This is a genomic window from Kitasatospora sp. NPDC090091 (assembly GCF_044747365.1).
Classification (GTDB): Bacteria; Actinomycetota; Actinomycetes; order Streptomycetales; family Streptomycetaceae; genus Kitasatospora.
This window is the reverse complement of record NZ_JBIVDY010000001.1, coordinates 453,140-479,062: the sequence shown is the minus strand read 5'-3', so window position 1 is coordinate 479,062 and position 25,923 is coordinate 453,140. Positions and strand designations below refer to the sequence as shown.

The window sequence follows — 25,923 nt, the reverse complement described above, 5'->3', positions numbered from 1 at the left end:
ATCACACGACGTACCGATCGAAGAAGGTTTGAGACCGTGAGCACTCCAGTCATCGGCGTTCTGGCCCTGCAGGGCGACGTCCGCGAGCACCTGGTCGCGCTGGCCGAGGCCGACGCGCTCGCCCGCCCGGTGCGCCGCGCCGAGGAGCTGGCCGAGGTCGACGCGCTGGTGATCCCCGGCGGGGAGTCCACCACCATGTCCAAGCTGGCGCTGCTGTTCGGCGTGATGGACCCGCTGCGCGAGCGGGTCGCCGCCGGCATGCCGGTCTACGGCACCTGCGCGGGCATGATCATGCTGGCCGACAAGATCCTGGACGGCCGTGACGACCAGGAGACCGTCGGCGGCATCGACATGACCGTGCGCCGCAACGCGTTCGGCCGCCAGAACGAGTCCTTCGAGTCCGGGATCGCCTTCAAGGGCATGGACGAGGTGCCGGTGCACGGCGTGTTCATCCGTGCGCCGTGGGTCGAGGCCGTCGGCGCCGGCGTCGAGGTGCTGGCCGAGCTGCCGGCCGCCGACGGCCCGGAGAGCCGGATCGTCGCGGTCCGCCAGGGCAACCTGCTGGCCACCTCGTTCCACCCCGAGCTGACCGGCGACCACCGGGTGCACGCCTACTTCGTGCGGATGGTCGAGGAGCACCTCGCGGCCGCCGCACGGTAGCGCCTCGCCGCCGCACGCTGACCGTGTGCGCTCACCGGTGGCGACACCGGTAAGATCTCATCTGTTCATTTCCCTTTGGCGACGTAAAGGAGCTGGCGATGTCCGGCCACTCTAAGTGGGCTACCACCAAGCACAAGAAGGCCGTGATCGACGCCAAGCGCGGCAAGCTCTTCGCCAAGATGATCAAGAACATCGAGGTGGCGGCGCGGACCGGCGGACCCGACCCGGCCGGCAACCCGACCCTCTACGACGCCATCCAGAAGGCCAAGAAGAGCTCGGTCCCGATCGACAACATCAACCGCGCCGTCAAGCGCGGTGGCGGTCTGGAGGCCGGCGGCGCCGACTACCAGACCATCATGTACGAGGGCTACGGCCCGAACGGCGTCGCGGTGCTCATCGAGTGCCTCACCGACAACCGCAACCGCGCCGCCTCCGACGTGCGCGTCGCGATGACCCGCAACGGCGGCTCGATGGCCGACCCGGGCTCGGTGTCGTACCTGTTCACCCGCAAGGGTGTCGTCATCGTCCCCAAGGCCGACGGCGTGGACGAGGACAAGCTCTTCGAGGTCGTCCTCGACCAGGAGCCCGAGGAGATCAACGACCTCGGCGAGTCCTTCGAGATCGTCTCCGAGGCCTCCAAGATGGTCGCCGTCCGCACCGCCCTGGTGGACGCCGGCGTCGACTACGACTCGGCCGAGGCCAACTTCCTCCCGAGCATGCAGGTCGAGCTGGACGTCGACGGCGCCCGCAAGATCCTGAAGCTGATCGACGCCCTTGAGGACAGCGACGACGTGCAGAACGTCTTCGCCAACTTCGACATCAGCGACGAGGTCGGTGCCCAGCTCGACGCCGAGTGATCGTCCGCACTTCCCGGCCCGGTGGTCCCCTGGACCGCCGGGCCGGTGTCGTCGGCGGCGATGTCGTACCCGGGGAGTAGCCTTCGCAGGTCATCGGGCGAACGGCAACCCGCCGTGCCCCCGTTGAAGGCGAGTGACAGAGAGGCGGGGTGTGAGGTGCGGGTACTGGGTGTGGACCCGGGGCTGACCAGGTGCGGGGTCGGCGTGGTCGACGGTGCGCCGGGCCGCCCGCTGCGGATGGTCGGCGTCGGCGTGGTGCGCACCCCCGCCGAGGCGGAGATCGGGCAGCGGCTGCTCCTGGTCGAGCAGGGTATAGAGAGCTGGCTCGACGAGCACCGGCCGGACCTCGTCGCCGTCGAGCGGGTGTTCGCCCAGCACAACGTCCGCACCGTGATGGGCACCGCGCAGGCCAGCGCGGTCGCGATGCTCTGCGCCACCCGGCGCGGCATCCCGGTCACCCTGCACACCCCCAGCGAGGTCAAGGCCGCCGTCACCGGCTCGGGCCGGGCCGACAAGGCCCAGGTCACCGCCATGGTGCAGCGGCTGCTGCGGCTGGACGCGCCGCCCAAGCCGGCCGACGCCGCCGACGCGCTGGCGCTGGCCATCTGCCACATCTGGCGCGGCGGTGCGAGCGACCGGATCGCCGCCGCGGTCGCGAAGGCCGCCCCCGCCGCCGCACCCGGCCGGGCCCCGGCCCGCGCCCCGTACTCCGCCCGAGCCCCCCGAGGAGCCGCCCGATGATCGCCTTCGTCCAGGGCCCGGTGGCCGCCATCGCCGCCGGCACCGTCGTCGTCGAGGTCGGCGGCGTCGGCATGGCCGTCCAGTGCACCCCGAACACCGCGGCCGGCCTGCGGCTGGGCGAGCCCGCCCGGCTGGCGACCTCGCTGGTCGTCCGGGAGGACTCGCTCACCCTGTACGGCTTCGCGGACGACGACGAGCGGGCCGTCTTCGAGATCCTCCAGGCCGCGCCCGGGGTCGGCCCCCGGCTCGCCCAGGCCATGCTCGGCGTGCACAGCCCGGACGAGCTGCGGGCGGCCGTCGCCGCGGGGAACGAGAAGGCCCTGATCGCCGTCCCCGGCATCGGCAAGGCGAAGGCCGCCAAGCTGCTGCTGGAGTACAAGGACAAGCTGGGGGCGCCGCACGGCAGCGTCCCCGCGCAGAAGCCGATCGCCGCCGGGCCCGCGCCGTGGAGCGAGCAGCTGCACTCCGCGCTGGTCGGCCTCGGCTACGCGCCGCGCGAGGCGGACGACGCGGTCGCGGCGGTCACGCCGGAGGCCGAGGCACAGACCACGACGGACGTCGGCGCGCTGCTCCGGCTCGCCCTGCGCAGCCTCAACCGTTCCCGCTGAAGCCATCTGGCGACCTGTCACTTTGTCGATATTGGAGCCCGAACCGATGAGCCCGTACGACTCCGACCCGGCCGACCGGCTGGTGACGGCCGCCGCCGACGGTGAGGACCAGGCGGTCGAGGCCGCGCTGCGCCCCAAGCTGCTGGACGAGTTCATCGGCCAGGAGCGGGTCCGCGAGCAGCTGTCCCTGGTGCTCCAGGCAGCCCGCAAGCGCGGCACCGCCCCCGACCACGTGCTGCTGAGCGGCCCGCCCGGGCTCGGCAAGACCACCCTCTCGATGATCATCGCAGCCGAGCTGAACGCGCCGATCCGGATCACCTCCGGCCCGGCGATCCAGCACGCGGGGGACCTCGCGGCGATCCTCTCCTCGCTCACCGAGGGCGAGGTGCTCTTCCTCGACGAGATCCACCGGATGTCCCGGCCCGCCGAGGAGATGCTCTACATGGCGATGGAGGACTTCCGGGTCGACGTGATCGTCGGCAAGGGGCCGGGTGCCACCGCCATCCCGCTGGAGCTGCCGCCGTTCACCTTGGTCGGCGCCACCACCCGGGCCGGCCTGCTGCCGCCGCCGCTGCGCGACCGCTTCGGCTTCACCGGCCACATGGAGTTCTACGCCCCCGCCGAGCTGCAGCAGGTGGTCCGCCGCTCGGCCGCGCTGCTCGACGTCGAGATCGACCCGGCCGGGGCCGCGGAGATCGCCGGCCGCTCCCGGGGCACGCCGCGCATCGCCAACCGGCTGCTGCGCCGGGTGCGCGACTTCGCGCAGGTCCGGCACGACGGCGTGGTCACTCCGGAGATCGCCGCCCAGGCGCTGGACGTCTACGAGGTGGACGCGCGCGGGCTGGACCGGCTGGACCGCGCGGTGCTGGACGCGCTGTTGCGGCTGTTCGGCGGCGGCCCGGTCGGTTTGTCGACACTGGCGGTCGCGGTGGGGGAGGAGGCCGAGACCGTGGAGGAGGTCGCCGAGCCGTTCCTGGTCCGCGAGGGCCTGCTCGCCCGCACCCCGCGCGGCCGGGTCGCCACCGCGGCGGCCTGGCAGCACCTCGGGCTCACGCCGCCGCTGCAGACCGCTCCGGTCCAGACCACCCGCGGCGCGGTGCCCGCCCAGCCGGATCTTTTCCAGGGCGGTGAGGGCTGAACGGGTGAGCCGGGGGTGAAGCGGGCACCCGCCCGCCCCCGCGGAGCCCTCGCGGAGAAGGCAGGGGAGAAGTCCGGGGAAACTGTGCAGGCGGAGGGTCGCCACTTTCGGCGGCAGGATGCGATGCTTGGCGTTGTCCGATCAGTTCGGGGTCGCCTAGACTCCGCCGGACCGCCCCTCTCACCTGACGGGCCGACCAATACCACACAGGCCGCCGGCCCGGCGGCCCGTAAAGGACCCTGGCTGCAGTGAACCTCATCATCCTTCTCCTCCCGATCATCGCGATCGTGCTCATGTTCCGGTCGCAGAAGAAGCGCCAGCAGCAGATGCAGCAGATGCAGACGGCGCTGGAGCCCGGGGCGGGGGTGCGCACCATCGGCGGCCTGTACGCCCAGGTGAAGGCGGTCAACGAGGAGACCGTCGAGCTGGAGATCGCGCCGGGCGTGGTCTCCTACTTCACCAAGAGCGCGATCGCGGCGGTCCTGGACCCGCAGGAGTACGACGCGATCATCAACGGCCGCCCGGCCGACGACGAGCTCCCCGAGCCGGAGGCCGACGTCGAGGCCGAGCCGGCCGACGAGAAGCCGCTCTCGCTCGCCAAGGAAGGCGCCGAGAAGGGCGAGGCCGAGGGCGGCGCTCCCGCGAGCAAGTAGTACCGGCCGGGCACTCGCCCGGTCGCGCGGCGCAGTGCCGCGAGCCCACAGGATCTCATGGGCCCCAGATCCGCCATGCCCCCGTCCAGCCACGAGCCGGACGGGGGTCCGGTAGGGGAGGTGGCATGGACAGGGAGAAACGAGCAAGGTGGCAACACCCAAGTCGCGCCCGCGCGACGGTTACCCAGGGCGGGCGCTGGCCCTCATCCTGGTGATCACCGTCGGACTGGTCGCCCTCATGTTCGGGACGGGCAACACCAAGCCCCGCCTCGGGATCGACCTCGCAGGCGGCACCAGTATCACGCTGAGCGCGAAGTCGACCGACCCCAAGGCGATCAACAAGTCCAACATGGACATCGCCACCGGGATCATCGAGCAGCGCGTCAACGGGATGGGTGTCTCCGAGGCGGAGGTCCAGACCCAGGGCGACCGGAACATCATCGTCAACATCCCCAAGGGCGGTGACAAGCAGAGCGCGGTCGACCAGGTCGGCACCACCGCGAAGCTGTACTTCCGCCCGGTCCTCGCCCTCGCCCCGAGCGGCATCCAGGCGCAGGCCCCGACCTCGGCCCCCTCGGCGAGCGGCAGCGCCACCCCGGGCGCGAGCCCCTCCGCGGGCGCCACCGGCTCGGCCTCCGCGAGCGCCCCGGCCGGTACGCCGAGCGCGAGCGCCACCAAGCAGGGCCGCGCGGTCGGCGAGGCCCTCGCCGACGCCACCCCGTCCGCGACCGCCACCGCCTCCGGTTCGGCCGCCGCCACGCCGAGCGCCACCGCCTCCGGTTCGGCCGCCGCCGCCCCGAGTGCGGCCGCCACCCCGAGCGCCGGCGCCACCGCGCCGACCACGCCGGACCTGAGCGCCGCGATGACCTCCGGCACCGTGCCGCCGGAGCTGGCCGCCGCCTTCGCCGGCCTGGACTGCTCCAAGCCCGAGCAGCGCAACCAGAACTACCAGAAGGCCGAGGAGCAGCCGACCGTCGCCTGCACCCAGAAGGACGAGCGCGGCGTCTACTACAAGCTCGCCCTCGGCCCGGTCGCGGTGAAGGGCAAGGACGTCTCCAAGGCGCAGGCCAGCATCGACACCCAGCAGGGTGCCGGCTGGCAGGTCCAGCTCCAGTTCAACGGCACCGGCACCGACGACTTCACCAAGATCACCGGCCAGCTGGCCACCCAGGCGGACCCGACCAACCAGTTCGCCATCGTGCTGGACGGCAAGGTCGTCTCGCACCCGTACGTGCGCAACGCCATCCCCGGCGGCTCGGCCGTGATCTCCGGCAGCTTCACCCAGGCCGAGGCGCAGGACCTCGCCAACGTGCTGAGCTTCGGCGCCCTGCCGCTGGAGTTCACCACCGACGACGTCACCACGGTCTCCCCGCAGCTCGGCGGTGACCAGCTGGACGCCGGTCTGATCGCCGGCGCCATCGGCATGCTGCTGGTGGTCCTCTACTCGCTGGTCTACTACCGCGGCCTCGGCCTGGTCTCGATCGCCGGTCTGATCGTCTCGGCGATCCTGACCTACTCGATCATGAGCCTGCTCGGCGCCGGTATCGGCTTCGCGCTGAACCTGCCGGCCGTCTGCGGCGCCATCGTCGCGATCGGTATCACCGCGGACTCCTTCATCGTGTACTTCGAGCGCATCCGCGACGAGGTCCGCGAGGGCGCCCCGCTGCGCCCTGCGGTCCAGCGGGCCTGGCCGCGCGCCCGGCGCACCATCCTGGTGTCGGACTTCGTGTCCTTCCTCTGTGCCGCGGTGCTCTACCTGGTCTCGGTCGGCAAGGTGCAGGGCTTCGCGTTCACGCTGGGTCTGACCACCGCGCTCGACGTCGTCGTGATCTTCCTGTTCACCAAGCCGCTGATCACGCTGCTGGCCCGGCGGAAGTTCTTCTCCGACGGCCACCCGTGGTCCGGTCTGGACCCGAAGCGCCTGGGCGCCCGCCCGCCGCTGCGCAGCAGCCGCCGCCGTCCCACCTCGTCCGCCGCCGCGAAGGGGGCCTGACACCGTGTCGCGCTTCTCCAATCTGGGCCACCGGCTCTACCAGGGCGAGGTCAGCTTCGACTTCGTCGGGCGCCGCAAGCTCTGGTACAGCATCTCCGGCGTGATCGTGCTGGTCGCGGCGATCGGCCTGGCCATGGGCCTGCACCTGGGCATCGAGTTCAAGGGCGGGCAGGTCTACACCGTCTCCAAGCCTGGGCTGTCCGTCTCGCAGGCGCAGGACGCGGCCGACAAGATCGTCTCCTCGCACCCGCTGGTGCAGTCGGTGGACGACGGCAAGAAGATCCGCATCCAGGTCAGCTCCGAGGAGAAGGTCTCCTCCTCGACCTTCACCGACAAGCTGTCCAAGGAGATCGGCGTCCCGGTCGCCGAGATCGACACCCAGGTGATCGGTCCCAGCTGGGGTGAGCAGATCTCCAAGAAGGCGCTCACCGGCCTGATCATCTTCATGGTCCTGGTGACGGCCTACCTGGCGATCGCCTTCGAGTGGCGGATGGCGGTGGCCGCCCTGGTCGCCCTCATCCACGACCTCCTGATCACCATCGGGGTCTACGCCCTGGTGGGCTTCGAGGTCACCCCCGGTACGGTGATCGGCTTCCTGACCATCCTCGGGTACTCGCTCTACGACACGGTCGTCGTCTTCGACACCGTGAAGGAGAACACCAAGGGCCTCACCAAGCAGAGCAAGCTCACCTACAGCGAGGCGGCCAACGCGGGCCTCAACCAGACCCTGGTGCGCTCGCTCAACACCACGGTGGTCGCCCTGCTCCCGGTGGCAGCGCTGCTGTTCATCGGTGGCGGCATCCTCGGTGCCGGCACCCTGAACGACATCTCGCTGGCGCTGTTCATCGGTCTCGCGGCCGGTGCCTACTCCTCGATCTGCGTCGCCACCCCGCTGCTGGCGCAGCTCAAGGAGGAGCAGCCGGACATGAAGGCGCTCGCCAAGCGGGTCGCCCAGCGTCGCGCCGCGGACGCCAAGGCGGCCGCCGAGGGCGGCTCCGGGGCTCCGGCGGACGAGGAGATCGCCGACGAGGACCTGCCGGCGGGTATGGTCGGTCAGCGCGGCCGGGCGTCCGGCGCCCGCGCCAAGGGCCGTCCGTCCACCAAGCGCTGAAGCGCGACCGACCCTAAGGACTCCTCGTGACCACCGCCGACACCGCACTGGCCGAGCTGCTGAACAGCCGCATCCGGGACGTCCCGGACTACCCGAAGCCGGGTGTGCTGTTCAAGGACATCGCGCCGCTGCTCGCCGACGCCGAGGCCTTCGCGGCTCTCACCCGGGCGCTCGCCGAGCGGGCGACGGCCCTCGGGGCGACCAAGGTGGTGGGTCTGGAGGCGCGCGGCTTCGTGCTGGCGGCCCCGGCGGCCTTCGCGGCCGGGCTCGGCTTCGTGCCGATCCGCAAGCAGGGCAAGCTGCCCGGCGAGGTGTTCCGCCGCTCGTACGAGCTGGAGTACGGCGAGGCCGTGCTGGAGGTGCAGTGCGACGCCTTCGCGCCCGGTGAGCGGGTGCTGGTGGTGGACGACGTGCTGGCCACCGGCGGGACCATCGGGGCCTCGCTGGACCTGGTGAAGGAGGCCGGCGCCGAGCTGGCGGGCGTCGTGGTGCTGATGGAGCTGGGCTTCCTGGACGGGCGCGCGCGGCTGTCCGAGCACCTGGGCGGCGCTCCGCTGGAGACGCTGGTCACGGTCTGAGGTCCGCACAGGACCAGGGTCGAGGGCGGCGGTCGGATCATCCGACCGCCGCCCTCAGCGTGTCCGGGGCCGGGCGGCTGAACACCGGAGCGCCGGGCTCGGTACCATGAAGATTCATCCCCTCCCGGTTGTGCGAGGCAGAGCCGGCCGTGCGAGGGGCCCGGCCCAGGTGCCCCGAGGAGTGTCCTTGCCCGACGAGGTTGTGCCCACGGCCGCAGCGGCCGCCCCCGACAACCGTTCCACGCCCTCGGGGGCCACCCCGGCACGCCCGGCGCCGACCTCCTCGCGTCCGGCGGCTCCCGCGAGCCGGCCGTCCTCCTCCGGCGGCATGCGCGCCCGGCTGGCCCGCCTCGGCGGCCAGCGCTCCAGCGTGCTCAACCCGGTGCTGGAGCCGCTGTTCCGCTCCATCCGGGCCAACGACCCCAAGGCCGACCCGGCCCTGCTGCGGGACATCGAGCGGGCGTACGCGGTGGCCGAGAAGTGGCACCGCGGACAGAAGCGCAAGAGCGGCGACCCGTACATCACCCACCCGCTGGCGGTCGCGACCATCCTGGCCGAGCTGGGCATGGACGCCCCGACCCTGATGGCCGGGCTGCTGCACGACACCGTCGAGGACACCGACTACGGCCTGGAGACCCTGCGCCGGGACTTCGGCGACTCGGTGGCCCTGCTGGTGGACGGCGTCACCAAGCTGGACCGGGTCAAGTTCGGCGAGGCCGCGCAGGCCGAGACCGTCCGCAAGATGGTCGTCGCGATGGCCAAGGACCCGCGCGTCCTGGTGATCAAGCTGGCCGACCGCCTGCACAACATGCGCACCATGCGCTACCTGAAGCGGGAGAAGCAGGAGAAGAAGGCCCGCGAGACGCTGGAGATCTACGCCCCGCTGGCGCACCGGCTGGGCATGAACACCATCAAGTGGGAGCTGGAGGACCTCGCCTTCGCGATCCTCTACCCCAAGATGTACGACGAGATCGTCCGGCTGGTCGCCGAGCGCGCCCCGAAGCGGGACGAGTACCTGGCGACCGTCATCGACCAGGTCCAGGGCGACCTGCGCGGCGCCCGGATCACCGCCTCCGTCACCGGCCGGCCGAAGCACTACTACTCGGTCTACCAGAAGATGATCGTCCGGGGCCGGGACTTCGCCGAGATCTACGACCTGGTGGGCATCCGGGTCCTGGTCGACACCGTCCGCGACTGCTACGCGGCGCTGGGCACCATCCACGCGCGGTGGAACCCGGTGCCGGGGCGGTTCAAGGACTACATCGCGATGCCCAAGTTCAACATGTACCAGTCGCTGCACACCACGGTGATCGGTCCCGGTGGCAAGCCCGTCGAGCTGCAGATCCGCACCTTCGACATGCACCGCCGCGCCGAGTACGGCATCGCCGCGCACTGGAAGTACAAGCAGCGCGCCGTCGCCGGCGCCTCCAAGGTCCGCACCGACACCCCGACCCAGACCCGCAAGGACGACAAGGCCGGCGCCGTCAACGAGATGGCCTGGCTGCGGCAGCTGCTGGACTGGCAGAAGGAGACCGAGGACCCGAGCGAGTTCCTGGAGTCGCTGCGCTTCGACCTCTCCAACAACGAGGTCTTCGTCTTCACCCCCAAGGGCGACGTCATAGCGCTGCCGGCCGGCGCCACCCCGGTGGACTTCGCCTTCGCCGTCCACACCGAGGTCGGCTACCGCTGCATAGGGGCCCGGGTCAACGGGCGGCTGGTGCCGCTGGAGTCGACCCTGGAGAACGGCGACAGCGTCGAGGTCTTCACCTCCAAGGCGGAGAACGCCGGCCCGTCCCGGGACTGGCTGGGCTTCGTCAAGTCGCCGCGCGCCCGCAACAAGATCCGCGCCTGGTTCTCCAAGGAGCGCCGCGAGGAGGCCATCGAGCACGGCAAGGAGGCCATCGCCCGGGCGATGCGCAAGCAGGGCCTGCCGATCCAGCGGATCCTCACCGGCGACTCGCTGGTCACCCTGGCCCACGAGATGCGCTACCCGGACATCTCCTCGCTGTACGCCGCGATCGGCGAGGGCCACGTCGCCGCGCAGAACATCGTGCAGAAGCTGGTCCAGGCGCTCGGCGGCGAGGAGGGCGCCACCGAGGACCTCGCCGAGACCGCGACCCCGACCCACGACACCCGCCGTGCGGTGCGCCGCCGGGCCAAGGGCGACCCCGGCGTCATCGTCAAGGGCGTCGAGGACGTCTGGGTCAAGCTGTCCCGCTGCTGCACCCCGGTGCCGGGCGACCCGATCGTCGGCTTCATCACCCGCGGCAACGGCGTCTCGGTGCACCGCGCCGACTGCGTCAACGTCGAGGCGCTGAGCCAGCAGCCCGAGCGGATGATCGACGTCGAGTGGGCGGCCACCCAGTCCTCGGTCTTCCTGGTGGCCATCCAGGTCGAGGCACTGGACCGCTCCCGGCTGCTCTCGGACGTCACCCGGGTCCTCTCCGACCAGCACGTCAACATCCTGTCGGCGGCGGTGCAGACCTCCCGCGACCGGGTGGCGATGAGCCGGTTCACCTTCGAGATGGGCGACCCGAAGCACCTCGGCCACGTGCTCAAGGCGGTCCGCGGCGTCGAGGGCGTCTACGACGTCTACCGCGTCACCTCGGCCCGCAAGTAACGGCGACGGCGAAGGGCCCCGGGGTGCTCCCCGGGGCCCTTCGCCGTTCTGCTGCGGTTCCTGCTCGGGCTCGGCGGCGGATCAGCCGCTGAACTCCTCCTGGCTCTTGTGCGCCTGCTCCAGCAGGGTCTGCACACCGGCCAGCTCGGACTCCAGCTTGGCCACCTTGCCGGCGTTGCCGGCCGCACGGGCCTTGTCCAGGTCGGCCTGGATCTTGTCCGCCTTGGCCTGGAAGAGGCCGACCATGCCGGCGGCGCGGGCCTTCGCCTCCGGGTTGGAGCGCTTCCACTCGGCGTCCTCGGCCTCGCGGATCGCCCGCTCCACCGCGTTCAGCCGGCCGTCCAGCTTCGGACGGGCGTCGCGCGGCACGTGCCCGATCGCCTCCCAGCGCTCGTTCACCTCGCGCAGGGCCGCCTTGGCCGCCTTCAGGTCGGTGATCGGCAGGATCGCCTCGGCCTCGGCCGCCAGCGCCTCCTTCAGCTTCTGGTTCTCCACCTGCTCGGCGTCCCGCTCGCTGAACACCGCGGACCGGGCCTGGAAGAAGACGTCCTGGGCGCCGCGGAACCGCGCCCACAGCTCGTCCTCGACGTCCCGCTGCGCGCGGCCGGCGGCCTTCCAGCGGGCCATGAGGTCGCGGTAGCGGGCCGCGGTGTCGCCCCACTCCGTGGAGGAGGAGAGCGCCTCCGCCTCGGTGACCAGGCGCTCCTTGGTCTGACGGGCCTGCTCGCGCTCGGCGTCCAGGGTCGCGAAGTGCGCCTTGCGGTGCTTGGAGAAGACCGAGCGGGCGTGCGAGAAGCGGTGCCACAGCTCGTCGTCGCTCTTGCGGTCCAGCCGCGGCAGGCCCTTCCAGGTGTCCACCAGGGCGCGCAGCCGGTCGCCGGCCTCCCGCCACTGGGTCGACTCGGCGAGCTGCTCGGCCTCGGTGACCAGCGCCTCCTTGGCGGCCCGGGTCTCGTTCTGGGCCTTGGCGCGAGCCGCCTTGCGCTCCTCGCGACGGCTCTCGATCTCACCGGCGAGCGTGTCCAGCCGCTTGGCCAGTGCGTCCAGGTCGCCGACCGCGTGCCCCTCGGTGACCTGCGCGCGCAGGTGCTCCAGCGCGGTCAGGGCGTCCTTGGCGGCCAGGTCGGTGGTGCGCACCCGCTTCTCCAGCAGGCCGATCTCCACCTCGATGCCCTGGTACTTGCGCTCGAAGTAGGCGAGGGCCTCCTCGGGCGAGCCGGCCTGCCAGGAACCCACGACGCGTTCGCCGTCGGCCGTCCTGACGTAGACCGTGCCCTGCTCGTCGACACGGCCCCACGGGTCGCTGCTCATAGCGCGTCCTCCACATGACGTCGCGCCCGCGCCGGGGCGGCACGCGTCCGTCGTCCACAGTTGATGTGCGGCGGACCGATGAGTCCGCCGTCCCCGTCCGCCGTACTGGTGCTTGCCGAGGGTGACGGCTTGGCGGGTGCGGGCACCCTATACAACGCCAACATAGGCGACCAGGCCCGGTGCTGTCCGCATCCGGGCCGGGCGATTTCGCTCCGGGGCCGGGCCGGGCCCGCTCGCGCGGCGGCCCGGCCCGGCCCCGGCACGTCTCAACTCTTCGCGGTGATCACCGAGTTGAAGGTGACGTCGGCCATCGGGTGGCCGTCCGTACCGCCCTCCAGGGTGCCCGCGGCGGCGATCTTCTGAACCACGTCCAGACCGCCGGTGATCTTCCCGAACGGGGTGTAGTTCGGGGGGAGCTGGGTGTCCTTGTAGACCAGGAAGAACTGGCTCCCGTTGGTGCCCGGACCGGCGTTGGCCATCGCCACGGTGCCGGCCGGGTAGGTGGCGCCGGTGAGGTTCTCGTCGGCGAACTTGTAGCCCGGGCCGCCGGTGCCGCCGGGGGCGGTCGCACTGGCGGTCGGGTCACCGCACTGCAGCACGTAGATGCCGCCCGTGGTCAGACGGTGGCACTTGGTGTGGTCGAAGTACTTCTCGCCGGCGAGGAAGGCGAAGGAGTTCACCGTGTGCGGCGCCTTGGCGGCGTCCAGCGACAGCGTCACCTTGCCGCAGTTGGTCTCCAGGGTCGCCGTGTAGGCGGCCGAGGTGTCGACGCTCATGGCCGGCTCGGCCTGCCACTGCTTGCCGTTGGGCGAGCCCGGCGCCGGGTCGCCGCAGCCCTCGACGGGCTTGCGGGTCGGGGCGGTCGGCTCGGCGGCCGACTGGGTGGGCGCGGCCTGCGCGCTCGACGAGGAGTCCTTCTTGTCGTCCGAGTCGAAGGCGCCGGTGCCGACCAGGACGCCGCCGCCGGCCAGCACGACGACGGCGAGCGACGCGCCGAGGATCGTGTTGCGCCGCTTGCGGGCGACCGCGGCCTCGGCCCGGCGCTGCGCCTGGCGCTCGTACTTCTCGCGGGCGAGCTGCCGCCGCCGCTGTTCGCTGGTGACCACCGGCCGTGTCTCCTGAGGATGTACTGGAAATGTGTGCGGATGCTGGAGCGGATCATCGCATCCATCGGCGGTCAAGTGTAGGTACCGCCGCCGTAAGAACGCGGTGAACCTGTCAGGACGAAGTCGGGCCGCGCCCCCTATCTGGTTCGCAACCGGACCCGGACCGCCGGTAGGCTGCCTTTACATCACGTCTCGTAGCCGCATCTCGTAGCCGTCAGTGCCGACCGAACCACGAAGGACGCGCGTGTTCATCGCCGGATTCCCCGCTGGAGCCTGGGGCACCAACTGCTACCTGGTCGCGCCGGGTCCGGGCGAGGAGTGCGTCATCGTCGACCCCGGTCACCAGGCCACCCGAGGCGTCGAGGAGCTGGTCCGCGAGCACCGGCTGAAGCCCGTCGCCGTCGTGCTCACCCACGGCCACATCGACCACGTCGCCTCGGTCGTGCCGGTCTGCGGCGCCAAGGGGATCCCGGCCTGGATCCACCCCGAGGACCGCTACATGATGGCGGACCCGGAGAAGGCGCTCGGCCGCTCGCTCGGCACCCAGCTGATGGGCGAACTCACCGTCGGCGAACCCGACGACGTGCGCGAGCTCACCGACGGCAGCGTGCTGGAGCTGGCCGGCCTGCGGCTCACCGTCGACCACGCGCCCGGCCATACCAAGGGGTCGGTGACGTTCCGGACGCCCGGCGCCGAGGACCTCCCCCCGGTGCTCTTCTCGGGCGACCTGCTCTTCGCCGGCTCCATCGGGCGCACGGACCTCCCGGGCGGCGACAGCGAGGCGATCATGAACTCGCTGGCCCGGGTGTGCCTGCCCCTCGACGACGCGACCGTGGTCCTCTCCGGCCACGGCGGACAGACCACCATCGGCCGTGAGCGCGCCACCAACCCCTACCTCAGGCAGGCGGCGGGAGCGCTCGGCGCTCCGGCCGTCCCGCGACGAGGAATGTGACGGAAGAGAAGTTGAGCACCTTCACCGCCCCCAAGGGCACCTACGACCTGCTGCCCCCCAGCTCCGCGACGTTCCTGGCGATCCGCGAGCGCATCGCCGCGCCCGCCCGCCGGGCCGGCTACGGCTACATCGAGACCCCGGTCTTCGAGGACGTGAAGCTGTTCTCCCGCGGTGTCGGCGAGTCCACCGACATCGTCACCAAGGAGATGTTCTCGCTCACCCAGCGCGGCAAGGAGGAGCTCGCGCTGCGCCCCGAGGGCACCGCCTCGGTGCTGCGCGCCGCCCTCCAGGCCAACCTCCACAAGCTGGGCAACCTGCCGGTCAAGCTCTGGTACTCGGGCTCCTACTACCGCTACGAGCGCCCGCAGGCCGGCCGCTACCGCCAGTTCTCCCAGGTCGGCGCCGAGGCGATCGGCGCCGAGGACCCGGCGCTGGACGCCGAGCTGATCATCCTGGCCGACGACGCCTTCCGCTCGCTGGGCCTGAGCGACTACACGCTGCTCCTCAACAGCCTCGGCGACAAGCAGTGCCGCCCGGTCTACCGCGCCGCGCTGATCGACTTCCTCGCCGGCCTGGACCTGGACGAGGACACCCGCCGCCGCGCCGAGATCAACCCGCTGCGCGTCCTCGACGACAAGCGCGAGTCGGTGCAGGCCCAGCTCACCGGCGCCCCGATGCTGCGCGACTTCCTGTGCGAGGCGTGCAAGGAGTACGACGAGAAGGTCCGCGAGCTGCTCACCGCCAACGGCGTGGCCTTCACCGACGACCCGAAGCTCGTCCGTGGCCTGGACTACTACACCCGCACCACCTTCGAGTTCGTGCACAACGGCCTCGGCGCGCAGTCCGCGATCGGCGGCGGCGGCCGCTACGACGGCCTCTCCGAGATGATCGGCGGCCCGGCGCTGCCGTCCGTCGGCTGGGCCCTCGGCGTGGACCGCACCTACCTGGCGCTGGAGGCCGAGGGCGTCGTCCTCGACCTGCCGGCCGCCACCTCCGTGTACGCCGTCGCGCTCGGCGAGGAGGCCAAGAACGTCCTGTTCGCCAAGGTCGTCGAGCTGCGCCGGGCCGGCGTCGCCACCGACCTCGCGTTCGGCGTCAAGAGCATCAAGAACGCCATGAAGTCCGCGGACCGGTCCGGCGCCCGCTTCGCCCTGATCGCCGGGGACCGGGACCTCGCCGACGGCGTCGTCCAGCTCAAGGACATGACCACCGGCGAGCAGAACCCCGTCGCCCTCGACGCACTCGTCACCACCCTGAAGGAGAAGCAGCTGTGATCCGCACGCACGACGCGGGCACGCTCCGCCCGGAGCACGCAGGCACCACCGTCACCCTGGCCGGCTGGGTCGCCCGCCGCCGCGACCACGGCGGCGTGGCCTTCATCGACCTGCGCGACGCCTCCGGCACCGTGCAGATCGTGGTCCGCGACCTGGACTCGGTGCACGGCCTGCGCGCCGAGTACTGCGTCAAGGTCGTCGGTGACGTCCGCGTGCGCCCGGAGGGCAACGAGAACCCGGACATCCCGACCGGCGCCGTCGAGGTCGTGGTCAGCGAGATCGAGGTGCTCTCCGAGGCCGCCCCGCTGCCGTTCCCGGTCGCCGAGTACGAGCCCGGCACGGTCAACGAGGAGGTCCGCCTCCGCTACCGCTACCTGGACCTGCGCCGCGAGGGCCCGGCCAAGGGCCTGCGCCTGCGCTCCAAGGTCAACAACATCATCCGCCGGGTGATGGAGGAGAACGACTACCTCGACATCGAGACGCCGTACCTCACCCGGTCCACCCCCGAGGGCGCCCGCGACTTCCTCGTCCCGGTCCGCCTGCAGCCCGGCCACTGGTACGCGCTGCCGCAGTCGCCCCAGCTGTTCAAGCAGCTGCTGATGGTGGCCGGCATGGAGCGCTACTACCAGATCGCCCGCTGCTTCCGCGACGAGGACTTCCGCGCCGACCGCCAGCCGGAGTTCACCCAGCTGGACATCGAGGCCTCCTTCGTCGACCAGGAGGACATCCTGGCCCTCGGCGAGAAGATCATCGGTGCCGTCTGGCGCGAGGTGCACGGCTACGAGATCCCCAACCCGCTGCCGCGGATGAGCTACGCGGACGCCATGGGCCGCTACGGCTCGGACAAGCCGGACGTCCGCTTCGGTCAGGAACTCACCGACCTCACCGAGTACTTCAAGGGCACCTCGTTCCGCGTCTTCCAGGCCCCGTACGTCGGCGCCGTCGTGATGCCGGGCGGTGCCTCGCAGCCGCGCAAGCAGCTCGACGCCTGGCAGGACTGGGCCAAGGCGCGCGGCGCCAAGGGCCTCGCCTACGTCCTCATCGACGCCGAGACCGGCGAGCTGCGCGGCCCGGTCGCCAAGAACCTCTCCGAGGAGCACCTGGCCGGCCTCGCCGCCGCCGCGGGCGCCAAGAACGGCGACGCGATCTTCTTCGCGGCCGGCAAGGAGCGCCCCTCGCAGGAGCTGCTCGGCGCCGCCCGCCTGGAGATCGGCCGCCGCTGCGAGCTGATCGACGAGTCCCAGTGGGCCTTCCTCTGGGTCGTCGACTTCCCGATGTTCGAGCCGATCGAGGACGACAAGGGCGAGTTCCAGGGCTGGCACGCGGTGCACCACCCCTTCACCGCCCCGACCGCCGAGTCGCTCGCCACCTTCGACACCGACCCGGGCAGCGCGCTCTCCAACGCGTACGACCTGGTGCTCAACGGCTCGGAGCTGGGCGGCGGTTCGATCCGTATCCACCAGCGGGACGTGCAGAAGCGGGCGTTCGACGCGATCGGCCTCTCCGAGGAGGAGGCCGCCTCGCAGTTCGGCTTCCTGCTGGACGCCTTCAACTACGGCCCGCCGCCGCACGGTGGTGTCGCCTTCGGCCTGGACCGGATCGTCACCCTGCTCGGCGGGTACGACACCATCCGGGACGTCATCGCGTTCCCGAAGACGTCCACCGGCGGCGACCCGCTGACCGGCGCCCCCACCCCGATCACCCCGGCGCAGCGACGTGAGGCCGGCGTCGACGCCCAGCCGAAGGTCCGCGAGGACGCGAAGCCCGAGGGCCAGCCCAAGGGCTGATCTCCCCATCGGCTAACCTTTCACGGCCCCGGACGGCCCACCGCCGTCCGGGGCCCGTCCACAACGGTGTGTGACAGAGGAGAGGGTTCCCCATGAAGGTGACCACCAGAGTCGAGTCTCCGCAGGACGCCCCCGCGACCAGACGGGTCCACATGGCGGCGTTCCCGGGCCCCGACGAGGCCGACCTGGTGGACGCGCTGCGCCGTGACCCGGCATGGCTGCCCGGCCTGTCGATGGTCGCCGTGGACGGCTCCGGCCTGGTGGTCGGCCACGCGCTGCTCACCCGGCTGCGGATCGGCGACGGCGAGGGCCTCGCGCTCGCGCCGGTGGCGGTCGCCCCCGAGTGGCAGCGCAAGGGCGTCGGCGAGCTCGTCGTGCGGGCCGCGCTGTCCGCCGCCGAGGAGGCGGGGGAGAAGCTCGTCGTGGTCCTCGGCGATCCGGGGTACTACGGCCGGTTCGGCTTCCTCCCGGCCCAGCGGCACGAGATCACCGGCCCGTTCGAGGTGCCGGACGCGTACTTCCAGACCCTCGCCCTGCCGGGCTACGACGGCGCCCCGCGCGGGCTCTGCCGCTACCCGGACCCCTTCGAGGCCGCCTGATCCCTCGCGCGGGAGCGGCCGACGCCTCCCGAACCGCGCTGGGGCCCGATCCACGAGACGGGCCCTATACCGCCCGGACCGGTGGGACGGCCCGGGCCGCGGGGGCGCTCTCCAGGGCCGGGACCTCCGGCCCGGCCTGGCCGGCGATCGTCGCCCGGCAGCTGTGCACGAACGCGGCCATGGCCGGCGTCAACTCCCGCCCCTTCAGCCAGTAGAGCCCGACCTGGCTCGGGCTCAGCCCCCGCACCGGCCGGTACGCGACGTCCTCCCGCGGCGCCAGCCGGCTCATCGTCTCCGGGGCGAAGCCGATGCCCTGGCCGCACACCACCGCGGTCAGCCACTCGTCGGCGTTGTGTGCCACCGCGCCGATCCGTACCGGCCGCCCGCCCCGCTCGTGGACCGCCAGCCAGTAGTCCCGCCAGTGCCCGGCCTCGTGCGGTATCGCCACGAACGGCTCGTCGAGGACGTCCGCGAGGTCGATCACCGACCGCCGGGCCAGCCGGTGCCCCGCGGGCAGCGCCGCGCAGCGCGGCTCCTCGCCCAGCACCGCGACGTTGTACTGCTCCGACAGCGACGGCGGGGCGTGCCAGAGCGTCAGGTCGATCTCGCCGGTGGCCAGGCCCGAGGTCGGGTCGAACCAGTTGTTCTGCCGCAGCTCCACCTGCCAGCCGGGCATCCGCCGGGTGAAGTCCGCCACGGTGCGGCGGCTCATCACGTTGATGATGCCGCCCTCGAATCCCACCCGCAGCGTCGAGACCTGCTCGGCCGCCGCCGCCCTGGTGGCCCGCAGCGCGTCCTCCCAGCCGGCCAGCACCGGCCCGGCGTGCTCGGCCAGCGCCCGCCCGGCCGGGGTGGGCGACATGCCCTTGCGGGAGCGTTCGAACAGCTCCACCCCGAGCAGTGCCTCCAGCTGGCGGATCTGCTTGGTCAGGGTCGGCTGGGAGACGAACAGCCGCGCGGCGGCGGCCGTCAGCTGCCCCTCCTCGCAGACCGCGGCGAAGCTGCGCAGCAGCCGGGTGTCGACATCCATGCCCCAAGGTTATGGAACGGGATATTGGACCGGCCCGGCAGGTCTGGGCCAAGGTTGATCACTCGGCCTCCGGGCCGGTCCACGGGGGAGCGCGGCAGCGGCGGTTCAGGGGGCCGCCGCTGCCGCGCCGGACGTGCGCTGCCTGCGCGAGCCAGGCGCAGCGCCTACGGTGAGGGATCGTCAGGTCCCCGTCGAACGGAGGCGCCCGGGTGGCAGCCAAGGAGAGCCGCGAGCACGGCCGCGAGCACGGGCGCGAGCACGATCGCGCGCCGGAGCGGCTGGCGCGGAAGCCGTACGAGCACGAGCTGCTGCGGCTCCAGCACGAGCTGGTGCAGCTCCAGGAGTGGGTGCGCGCCGAGGGCGCCCGGCTGGTGGTCGTCTTCGAGGGGCGCGACGCGGCCGGCAAGGGCGGGGCGATCAAGCGGGTGACGGAGTTTCTGAACCCGCGCATCGCCCGGGTCGTGGCGCTCCCCAAGCCCACCGAGCGCCAGCGCACCCAGTGGTACTTCCAGCGGTACGTGGAGCAGTTGCCGGCCGCCGGGGAGATCGTGCTGTTCGACCGCAGCTGGTACAACCGGGCCGGGGTCGAGAAGGTGATGGGCTTCTGCACCGCCGAGGAGCACCGGCAATTCCTGGACCAGTGCCCGACGTTCGAGCGGATGCTGATCGAGTCGGGCATCCTGCTGCGCAAGTACTGGTTCTCGGTCAGCGACACCGAGCAGCAACGGCGGTTCCGGGGCCGGCTGGAGGACCCGATGCGCCGGTGGAAGCTCTCGCCGATGGACCTGGAGTCGATCACCCGCTGGGAGGACTACTCGCGGGCCAAGGACGAGATGTTCGCCCGCACCGACACGCCGGAGTCGCCCTGGTACGTGGTGGAGAGCGACGACAAGCGGCGGGCCCGGATCAACATGATCGCCCACCTGCTGTCCGGCCTGCCGTACCGCGAGGTGGCCCCGCCGCGGATCGAGCTGCCGGAACGCCCGCCCTCCCGGGGCTACCGGCGGCCGCCGCGGGAGGCGCAGACGTACGTGCCGGACCACGCGGCGCGGCTCGGCTGACGGCGGGCCGGAGGCCGGGCACCTCCCGGCGCCGGCGGCCGCGGGGCCGCTCCTCCGAACGGCTCCGTGGCGTTGCCGCGGCCGGTGCCAGGCCGTCGGATGGACGTGGCCCCGAAGGCAGCGGCGCCGCCGTGGCGCCCGGACGACGTCAGGAGACCCGCCCATGTACGTGCGCACCGGCTACTTCACCGGCGACCCGAGCACCATCGACCAGGCGCTGGACGGACTGCGTGCCGAGGCCGTCGGGCTGCTCTCCGCCCAGCCCGGCTACCGGGGGTACGGGCTCTTCGCCGACCGCGAGCGCGGTGTGATCCTGATGGGCTCCTGGTGGGACACCGCGCAGCACGAGCGGGACAGCGCCGAGCGGCTGCGGCAGCGCCGTGACGAGCTGCTGGCGCCGTTCGCCACCACGACGGCCGTCGAGGTGCTGGAGGCCACGGTCGTCACGCCGCCGGTGGCGGTCGGCCCGGGCGCCGGGTTCCGGCTGGTCCGGTTCGACTTCGAGCCGGACCGGGGCGACGAGCTGGCCGAGGGCTTCCGCGCCAACGCGCTGCCCGCCCTGCAGGGCATGGACGGCTTCGTCAGCGCCGCGATGCTGCTCAACCGCGCGGTGGGCCGCGGCTCGGTGGGCGTGGTCTTCGCGGACCGGGCGGCGCTGGCGGCCTCCCGGGGGCCGCAGGCCGCGGCCCGGGCGAAGGCCGCCGCCTCCGGCGCGGTCGTCCGCTCGTTGGAGGAGCTCGACGTGGTCCTGCTGGAGCGCTCGTAGGGCGGGGGCTCGAAAGACGGGGGAAGGGACCCGGGCCCGTTCGGCCGCGCGGGGCTGTCGGCGCCCTCGCATAGGCTTCCGGTGTGGACGAACCGGACCTCTTCACCGCCGCCGCCGAGGAACGCCAGGCCAGGGAGCCCGGCCGGGCACCGCTCGCCGTGCGGATGCGCCCGCGGACCCTCGACGAGGTGGCCGGGCAGCGGCAGCTGCTGAAGCCCGGCTCCCCGCTGCGCCGCCTGGTCGCCGGCTCGAGAGGCCCGGCGGCGACCAGCTCGGTGATCCTCTGGGGCCCGCCCGGCACCGGCAAGACCACGCTGGCCCACGTGATCAGCCAGGCCGTCGAGGGCCGCTTCGTCGAGCTGTCGGCCATCACCGCGGGCGTCAAGGAGGTCCGCGCGGTGATCGACGGCGCCCGCCGCGCCGTCGGCATGAGCGGCAAGGAGACGGTGCTCTTCCTGGACGAGATCCACCGCTTCTCCAAGGCCCAGCAGGACTCGCTGCTGCCCGCCGTGGAGAACCGCTGGGTCACCCTGATCGCCGCGACCACCGAGAACCCGTACTTCTCGGTGATCTCCCCGCTGCTGTCGCGCTCCCTGCTGCTCACCCTGGAGTCGCTGACCGACGAGGACATCCGCGCGCTGCTGCGCCGCGCGGTGGCCGACGAGCGCGGCCTGGAGGGTGCGCTGGAGCTCTCCGCGGAGGCCGAGGACCACCTGGTCCGGCTGGCCGGCGGGGACGCCCGGCGGGCGCTCACCACGCTGGAGGCGGCGGCCGGCGCGGCGCTGGAGAAGGGCGAGGCGAGCATCACGCTGGCCACCACCGAGACGGCGGTGAACCACGCGGCGGTGCGCTACGACAAGGACGGCGACCAGCACTACGACGTCGCCAGCGCGCTGATCAAGTCGATCCGGGGCAGCGACGTGGACGCCACGCTGCACTACCTGGCCCGGATGATCGAGGCGGGGGAGGACCCGCGCTTCATCGCCCGCCGGCTGATGATCTCGGCCAGCGAGGACGTCGGCCTGGCGGATCCGACCGCGCTGCCCACGGCGGTGGCGGCGGCCCAGGCGGTGGCGCTGATCGGCTTCCCGGAGGCGCGGATCATCCTCTCCCAGGCGGCGATCGCGCTGGCCCTCGCGCCCAAGTCGAACGCGGCCTACCTGGCGATCGACGCGGCGCTGGCGGACGTCCGGCAGGGCCTGGCGGGCGCCGTCCCGCCGCACCTGCGGGACGCGCACTACGGCGGCGCGGGCAAGCTGGGGCACGGGCAGGGCTACCAGTACCCGCACGACCTGCCGGAGGGCATCGCGGCGCAGCAGTACGCGCCGGACGCGGTGCACGGCAAGGAGTACTACCGGCCGACCCGGCACGGCGGGGAGGCCCGCTACGCGGACATCGTCGAGTGGACCAGGGGCCGGCTGAAGGGGGACTGACCGCCCCGGGCCGCCCTGGCGGCGAGTGGGCGGGTCTGCGGCAGGTACACTGACGAGAAGTGCCGTGTCCCGGGACGGCGGCAGGGGTGACCCTGACCGACCGGCCGCACCAGCGGGGCACCGGCGTAGGCCCCCTCGGGGGCCCAGGAGCGTCGCGCACCGATTCGGTGTCGCGTGCAGCCCACCAGCCCAGGCTCGGTGGGCCACTCGTGTGCAAGCACTCATGTGCCCGGCTCCGGAGAGCGGCTGACCGCATCGCGCAGGCGACGTGGTTGTCTCCGGGTCGCGACGAGCGACCTCCGTCAACACCTGGTGAAGCCGTATTCGTAAGCAAGGAAGGTTTGGTTCATGGCGAACCAGAAGCGTCCCAAGGTCAAGATCGCGCGTGCGCTCGGCGTGCCGCTGACCCCGAAGTCCGTCAAGTACTTCGAGGCCCGCCCGTACCCGCCCGGCCAGCACGGCCGTGGCCGCAAGCAGAACTCGGACTACAAGGTCCGTCTGCTGGAGAAGCAGCGCCTTCGCGCCCAGTACGACCTGAGCGAGAAGCAGCTGTCGCGTGCGTTCGACCGCGCGAAGAAGGCCGAGGGCAAGACCGGTGAGGCGCTCGTCGCCGAGCTGGAGACCCGTCTGGACTCGCTGGTGCTGCGTTCGGGCATCGCCCGCACCATCTACCAGGCCCGCCAGATGGTCGTCCACGGCCACATCGAGGTCAACGGTGGCAAGGTCAACAAGCCGTCGTTCCAGATGAAGCCGGGCTACGTCGTGACCGTTCGCGACCGTAGCAAGGAGAAGGTCCCGTTCCAGGTCGCCCGTGAGGGTGGCTACGCGGGCGAGGGCCAGACCCCGAAGTACCTCGAGGTCAACCTGAAGGCCCTGGCCTTCCGCCTGGACCGTGCGCCGCAGCGCAAGGAGATCCCGGTGATCTGCGACGAGCAGCTCGTCGTCGAGTACTACTCGCGCTGACCCGCGAGCGGTACGCCTGCCGTACCCAGTGAGCCCCGTCGCCTCTTCGGCGACGGGGCTCGCGCCTTTTCCGCGCGGGTGGAGGACCGGCCCCGGTCAGAGCTCCCCGCCGGTCATCGCGGCGGCGAGCCGCAGGTGCGGGCGGGCCTCGTCGGCCCGGCCCTGGCGCTCCAGCGTCCGCCCCAGCAACAGGCGGGCGTAGTCCTCCGCCGGGTCGGCCTCCAGGATCCGGCGCAGCTCGGCCTCGGCGCGGGTGAGCTGGGCCGAGTGGTAGTAGCTGCGCGCCAGGAGCATCCGGACCGAGAGGTTGGCCGGCTCCTCGGCGAGGACGCCCTCCAGCATGCGGGCCGCGTCGGCGAAGGCCTTGGACTCGAAGTGGAACTTCGCGAGGCGGTACTCGTCGGCGGCGGTGTGGATGGCCACGGCTGCTCCTTCCGGATCGGCCCGGCGCCGGGGGTGGAACGGTGGCGCCGGGTGGTGCTGCCCGATCCAGCAATGGACAAGATTCAACTATTCCCGACCGGGGCCGGCTGCGGCGCCGGCGGGGCGGCCCGGGGCCCGGGCAGCGGCCCCGGACCGTCCGGACGGCCGTCGCCGCCCAGCGCACGGTGCACGGCCGCATCCAGGTCGAGCCGGGTGCCGAGGGCGAAGCAGTCCGCGAACTCCTGCTCGGTCAGTCCGATCCGGGCCCGCTCCTCGCAGTGCCGGTGCGGCCCGTTGAAGGTGCGCGAGCCGAAGAACGGCTTGCCCACCGCCTGCCAGATCCGGTGCGCCGCGCCCTGCAGCACCCGGGCCTCGCGCAGGTCGCCCGGCGTGCCCGGCCCGGTCGGCTCGGTCTCCAGCAGCGCCAGCAGGTCGATCGCCAGCACGATGCCGAGCAGGTCGTGGAAGAGGTGGTTGAGCCGCACGCTCTCCCGGGCCTGCGCCCGCGCCAGCCGCACCTCGCCGTTCATCCAGTGCGAGTACGCCAGCGCGTAGAGCCCGTACGCGTACGCCCACTGCTCGCCGTGCTCCTCGCAGAGCTCGCGGACCTGGGCCAGCCAGAGCTCGCCGCTCTCCTGGTCGCCCTGGAACAGGTAGGCGATGCCCAGCTCGAACATGGCCATCAGGACGTTGCTGTTGAGCTCGCCGATGGTCCGGTAGTGCCAGAGCGCCTCCTCGAACAGCTCGGCGGCCCGGACCGGTTCGTCGCCGATCAGCGCCGCGCAGCCCTGCCGGTGGACGGCGTAGGCGAGGGCCCGGTCGTCCCCGGTGTCCAGCGCCTGGCGGCGGCACTCCTCCAGCGCCGGGCGGGCGGCCACCAGGTCGCCCTGGAGGGTGGCCATGTACCCGGTGACCCAGAGCGCCTTGGCCCGCGCCTCGGTCGGCTCGGGGGCGAGCGCCAGCGCGCGGTCCAGCCAGTGCCGGCCCTCCCCGAGGTGGCCGCAGCCGACCCAGTAGAACCAGAGCGTGCCGGCCAGCAGCAGGGCCAGCTGCTCCTCGCCCGGTTCGGCGAGACAGAACTCCAGCGCCGCCCGGAGGTTGGCGTGGGCCAGGCCGGTGCGCTCGGCGGTCTCCGCCTGCCGGGGCCCGAACCACTCGACCTCGCCCCAGGTGGCCACCCCGAGGTACCAGTCCCGGTGGCGGCGCAGCAGCCGCCGCTCCTCGCCGGCCGCGCGCAGCCAGTGCAGGCCGTACTCGCGCAGCGTGTCGAGCAGCCGGAAGCGGACGCCGAAGGCGCTCTCCTCGCGCAGCACGACGGACTTGCCGACGAGCTCGGACACCAGGTCGAGCAGGTCGTCCGGCTCCAGGCCCCCGCCGGCGCAGACGTACTCGGCGGCCTCCAGGTCGAAGGCGCCAGCGAAGGCCGAGAGGCGCGCCCAGAGTAAACGTTCCTGCACTGTGCAGAGCTCGTGACTCCAACCGATCGTCGTTCGAAGCGTCTGGTGGCGCGGCAGGGCCGTCCTGCTGCCGCCGGTGAGCAGCCGGAACCGGTCGTCCAGCCGGGCGGTGATCTGCTCCACCGAGAGCGCGCGCAGCCGCCCGGCCGCCAGCTCCACCGCCAGCGGAATGCCGTCGAGCCGCCGGCAGAGCTGGGCGATCGCCTCGGCGTTCGCCGGGGTGACCTCGAAGCCCGGCACCGCCGCGCGCGCCCGGTCGGCGAACAGCCGCACCGCGTCCGGCAACGGACCCGGGCGCACCGGGCCCACCGGCAGCGGCGCCAGCGTGTACAGGTGCTCGCCCGCCGCCCGCAGCTCCGCCCGGCTGGTGGCCAGCACCCGCAGGCCCGGCAGCGCCCGCAGCAGCGCCTCGGCCAGCTCCGCGCAGGCCGGCACCAGGTGCTCGCAGCCGTCCAGCACGATCAGCAGCCGCTGCCCGGCCAGCTGCTCGGTGAGCACGTCCAGCGGCGCCCGCGCGGTGCCGTCGGTCAGCCGCAGCGCCTCCAGCACGGCGTGGCCGAGCAGCAGCGGGTCCTGCACCGGGGAGACCTCGACCAGCCGGGTGCCGTCCGGGAAGGCGCCCGCCGCGCGGGCCGCGGCGCGCAGCGCCAGCCGGCTCTTGCCGACCCCGCCCGGGCCGGTCACCGTCACCAGCCGGGCGGCGGCGAGCAGCCCGGCCAGCTCGGTCAGCTCCCGGTGCCGCCCGACGAAGCTGGTCACCTCCGCCGGGAGACCGCCGGGCGCCGGCCCCTGCGCCGAGGCC

The 25,923-nt window shown here is 72.5% G+C and carries 23 protein-coding genes; 18 read left to right on the top strand and 5 right to left on the bottom strand.

The genetic code is table 11. From position 1 onward, the window contains the following. Positions 1-36: 36 nt before the first annotated feature. From pdxT to ACIPSC_RS02090, 10 genes are all read left to right on the top strand, one after another. Entirely contained in the window at positions 37-660 is a 624-nt protein-coding gene (pdxT, locus tag ACIPSC_RS02135; RefSeq protein ID WP_400822290.1) for a pyridoxal 5'-phosphate synthase glutaminase subunit PdxT, read from the top strand. Between the two features lie 98 nt (positions 661-758). After that, the gene (locus tag ACIPSC_RS02130; RefSeq protein WP_313762932.1) at positions 759-1,517 is read left to right on the top strand and encodes a YebC/PmpR family DNA-binding transcriptional regulator; all 759 of its coding nucleotides are present in this window, start codon (positions 759-761) and stop codon (positions 1,515-1,517) included. Between the two features lie 156 nt (positions 1,518-1,673). Further along, positions 1,674-2,258, top strand: coding sequence for a crossover junction endodeoxyribonuclease RuvC (gene ruvC, locus ACIPSC_RS02125; RefSeq protein WP_400822289.1), 585 nt, complete (start codon positions 1,674-1,676; stop codon positions 2,256-2,258). Beyond that, complete coding sequence (ruvA, locus tag ACIPSC_RS02120) at positions 2,255-2,866, top strand: Holliday junction branch migration protein RuvA (RefSeq protein WP_400822288.1); 612 nt, start codon at positions 2,255-2,257, stop codon at positions 2,864-2,866. Before ruvC ends, ruvA begins: the two co-directional genes overlap by 4 nt. A 46-nt stretch (positions 2,867-2,912) precedes the next feature. Further along, complete coding sequence (ruvB, locus tag ACIPSC_RS02115) at positions 2,913-4,004, top strand: Holliday junction branch migration DNA helicase RuvB (protein WP_400822287.1); 1,092 nt, start codon at positions 2,913-2,915, stop codon at positions 4,002-4,004. A gap of 248 nt (positions 4,005-4,252) precedes the next feature. Beyond that, positions 4,253-4,657: a preprotein translocase subunit YajC gene (yajC, locus tag ACIPSC_RS02110; protein WP_400822286.1), complete on the top strand. Its 405-nt coding sequence runs from the start codon at positions 4,253-4,255 to the stop codon at positions 4,655-4,657. 148 nt (positions 4,658-4,805) lie between these two features. Then, the gene (gene secD / locus ACIPSC_RS02105) at positions 4,806-6,650 is read left to right on the top strand and encodes a protein translocase subunit SecD (RefSeq protein WP_400822285.1); all 1,845 of its coding nucleotides are present in this window, start codon (positions 4,806-4,808) and stop codon (positions 6,648-6,650) included. 4 nt (positions 6,651-6,654) lie between these two features. Further along, positions 6,655-7,761, top strand: a complete 1,107-nt coding sequence (secF, locus tag ACIPSC_RS02100) for a protein translocase subunit SecF (RefSeq protein ID WP_400822284.1) — start codon at positions 6,655-6,657, stop codon at positions 7,759-7,761. Between the two features lie 26 nt (positions 7,762-7,787). Continuing rightward, positions 7,788-8,339: an adenine phosphoribosyltransferase gene (locus ACIPSC_RS02095; RefSeq protein WP_313762926.1), complete on the top strand. Its 552-nt coding sequence runs from the start codon at positions 7,788-7,790 to the stop codon at positions 8,337-8,339. Positions 8,340-8,445: 106 nt separating this feature from the next. After that, complete coding sequence (locus tag ACIPSC_RS02090; RefSeq protein ID WP_380234135.1) at positions 8,446-10,959, top strand: RelA/SpoT family protein; 2,514 nt, start codon at positions 8,446-8,448, stop codon at positions 10,957-10,959. A gap of 81 nt (positions 10,960-11,040) precedes the next feature. Here the strand turns inward: ACIPSC_RS02090 and ACIPSC_RS02085 are convergent, their stop codons facing one another. Together ACIPSC_RS02085 and ACIPSC_RS02080 are read right to left on the bottom strand one after the other, a co-directional pair. After that, entirely contained in the window at positions 11,041-12,270 is a 1,230-nt protein-coding gene (locus ACIPSC_RS02085) for a DUF349 domain-containing protein (protein ID WP_400822282.1), read from the bottom strand. Between the two features lie 266 nt (positions 12,271-12,536). After that, positions 12,537-13,376 (bottom strand): peptidylprolyl isomerase, encoded by an 840-nt coding sequence (locus tag ACIPSC_RS02080; protein ID WP_400822281.1) that lies wholly within the window; start codon positions 13,374-13,376, stop codon positions 12,537-12,539. A gap of 244 nt (positions 13,377-13,620) precedes the next feature. Here ACIPSC_RS02080 and ACIPSC_RS02075 point away from each other — a divergent pair, with 244 nt between their 5' ends. The 4 genes from ACIPSC_RS02075 to ACIPSC_RS02060 all read left to right on the top strand — a co-directional run bounded on the left by ACIPSC_RS02075 (position 13,621) and on the right by ACIPSC_RS02060 (position 17,988). Then, positions 13,621-14,328 carry an MBL fold metallo-hydrolase gene (locus ACIPSC_RS02075; protein ID WP_400822280.1) on the top strand — a complete coding sequence of 236 codons (708 nt, stop codon included), beginning with the start codon at positions 13,621-13,623 and terminating at the stop codon, positions 14,326-14,328. Between the two features lie 11 nt (positions 14,329-14,339). Further along, complete coding sequence (gene hisS / locus ACIPSC_RS02070) at positions 14,340-15,602, top strand: histidine--tRNA ligase (RefSeq protein WP_400822278.1); 1,263 nt, start codon at positions 14,340-14,342, stop codon at positions 15,600-15,602. Further along, on the top strand, positions 15,599-17,389 hold the full coding sequence (aspS, locus tag ACIPSC_RS02065; RefSeq protein ID WP_400822277.1) for an aspartate--tRNA ligase: 1,791 nt from the start codon (positions 15,599-15,601) through the stop codon (positions 17,387-17,389). Before hisS ends, aspS begins: the two co-directional genes overlap by 4 nt. 92 nt (positions 17,390-17,481) lie before the next feature. Continuing rightward, a complete protein-coding gene (locus ACIPSC_RS02060; RefSeq protein WP_400822276.1) occupies positions 17,482-17,988 on the top strand; it encodes a GNAT family N-acetyltransferase in 507 nt (168 codons plus the stop codon). Positions 17,989-18,052: 64 nt separating this feature from the next. Here ACIPSC_RS02060 and ACIPSC_RS02055 read toward each other — a convergent pair whose 3' ends face one another. Then, entirely contained in the window at positions 18,053-19,018 is a 966-nt protein-coding gene (locus ACIPSC_RS02055) for a LysR family transcriptional regulator (RefSeq protein ID WP_400822274.1), read from the bottom strand. A gap of 278 nt (positions 19,019-19,296) precedes the next feature. Here ACIPSC_RS02055 and ppk2 point away from each other — a divergent pair, with 278 nt between their 5' ends. The 4 genes from ppk2 (at position 19,297) to rpsD (ending at position 23,241) form a co-directional block, all read left to right on the top strand. Next, entirely contained in the window at positions 19,297-20,079 is a 783-nt protein-coding gene (ppk2, locus tag ACIPSC_RS02050) for a polyphosphate kinase 2 (protein ID WP_400822491.1), read from the top strand. A 163-nt stretch (positions 20,080-20,242) separates the two neighbouring features. Beyond that, positions 20,243-20,845, top strand: coding sequence for a hypothetical protein (locus tag ACIPSC_RS02045; protein ID WP_400822272.1), 603 nt, complete (start codon positions 20,243-20,245; stop codon positions 20,843-20,845). 83 nt (positions 20,846-20,928) lie between these two features. After that, complete coding sequence (locus ACIPSC_RS02040; protein WP_400822271.1) at positions 20,929-22,278, top strand: replication-associated recombination protein A; 1,350 nt, start codon at positions 20,929-20,931, stop codon at positions 22,276-22,278. Between the two features lie 348 nt (positions 22,279-22,626). Next, positions 22,627-23,241, top strand: a complete 615-nt coding sequence (gene rpsD / locus ACIPSC_RS02035; protein ID WP_238861607.1) for a 30S ribosomal protein S4 — start codon at positions 22,627-22,629, stop codon at positions 23,239-23,241. A gap of 96 nt (positions 23,242-23,337) precedes the next feature. Here the strand turns inward: rpsD and ACIPSC_RS02030 are convergent, their stop codons facing one another. Beyond that, positions 23,338-23,658 carry a tetratricopeptide repeat protein gene (locus tag ACIPSC_RS02030; RefSeq protein ID WP_400822490.1) on the bottom strand — a complete coding sequence of 107 codons (321 nt, stop codon included), beginning with the start codon at positions 23,656-23,658 and terminating at the stop codon, positions 23,338-23,340. Between the two features lie 89 nt (positions 23,659-23,747). Then, positions 23,748-25,880 carry an ATP-binding protein gene (locus ACIPSC_RS02025; protein ID WP_400822269.1) on the bottom strand — a complete coding sequence of 711 codons (2,133 nt, stop codon included), beginning with the start codon at positions 25,878-25,880 and terminating at the stop codon, positions 23,748-23,750. Positions 25,881-25,923 lie beyond the last annotated feature (43 nt).

What these genes read in the sequence shown, in the direction of transcription:
- ruvA (WP_400822288.1), top strand. Translation starts at nt 2,255, where the DNA reads ATGATCGCCTTCGTCCAGGGCCCGGTGGCCGCCATCGCCGCCGGCACC.
- ACIPSC_RS02060 (WP_400822276.1), top strand. Translation starts at nt 17,482, where the DNA reads ATGAAGGTGACCACCAGAGTCGAGTCTCCGCAGGACGCCCCCGCGACC.
- ACIPSC_RS02130 (WP_313762932.1), top strand. Translation starts at nt 759, where the DNA reads ATGTCCGGCCACTCTAAGTGGGCTACCACCAAGCACAAGAAGGCCGTG.
- ruvB (WP_400822287.1), top strand. Translation starts at nt 2,913, where the DNA reads ATGAGCCCGTACGACTCCGACCCGGCCGACCGGCTGGTGACGGCCGCC.
- ACIPSC_RS02045 (WP_400822272.1), top strand. Translation starts at nt 20,243, where the DNA reads ATGTACGTGCGCACCGGCTACTTCACCGGCGACCCGAGCACCATCGAC.
- ACIPSC_RS02090 (WP_380234135.1), top strand. Translation starts at nt 8,446, where the DNA reads ATGAAGATTCATCCCCTCCCGGTTGTGCGAGGCAGAGCCGGCCGTGCG.
- ACIPSC_RS02085 (WP_400822282.1), bottom strand. Translation starts at nt 12,270, where the DNA reads ATGAGCAGCGACCCGTGGGGCCGTGTCGACGAGCAGGGCACGGTCTAC.
- rpsD (WP_238861607.1), top strand. Translation starts at nt 22,627, where the DNA reads ATGGCGAACCAGAAGCGTCCCAAGGTCAAGATCGCGCGTGCGCTCGGC.
- ACIPSC_RS02055 (WP_400822274.1), bottom strand. Translation starts at nt 19,018, where the DNA reads ATGGATGTCGACACCCGGCTGCTGCGCAGCTTCGCCGCGGTCTGCGAG.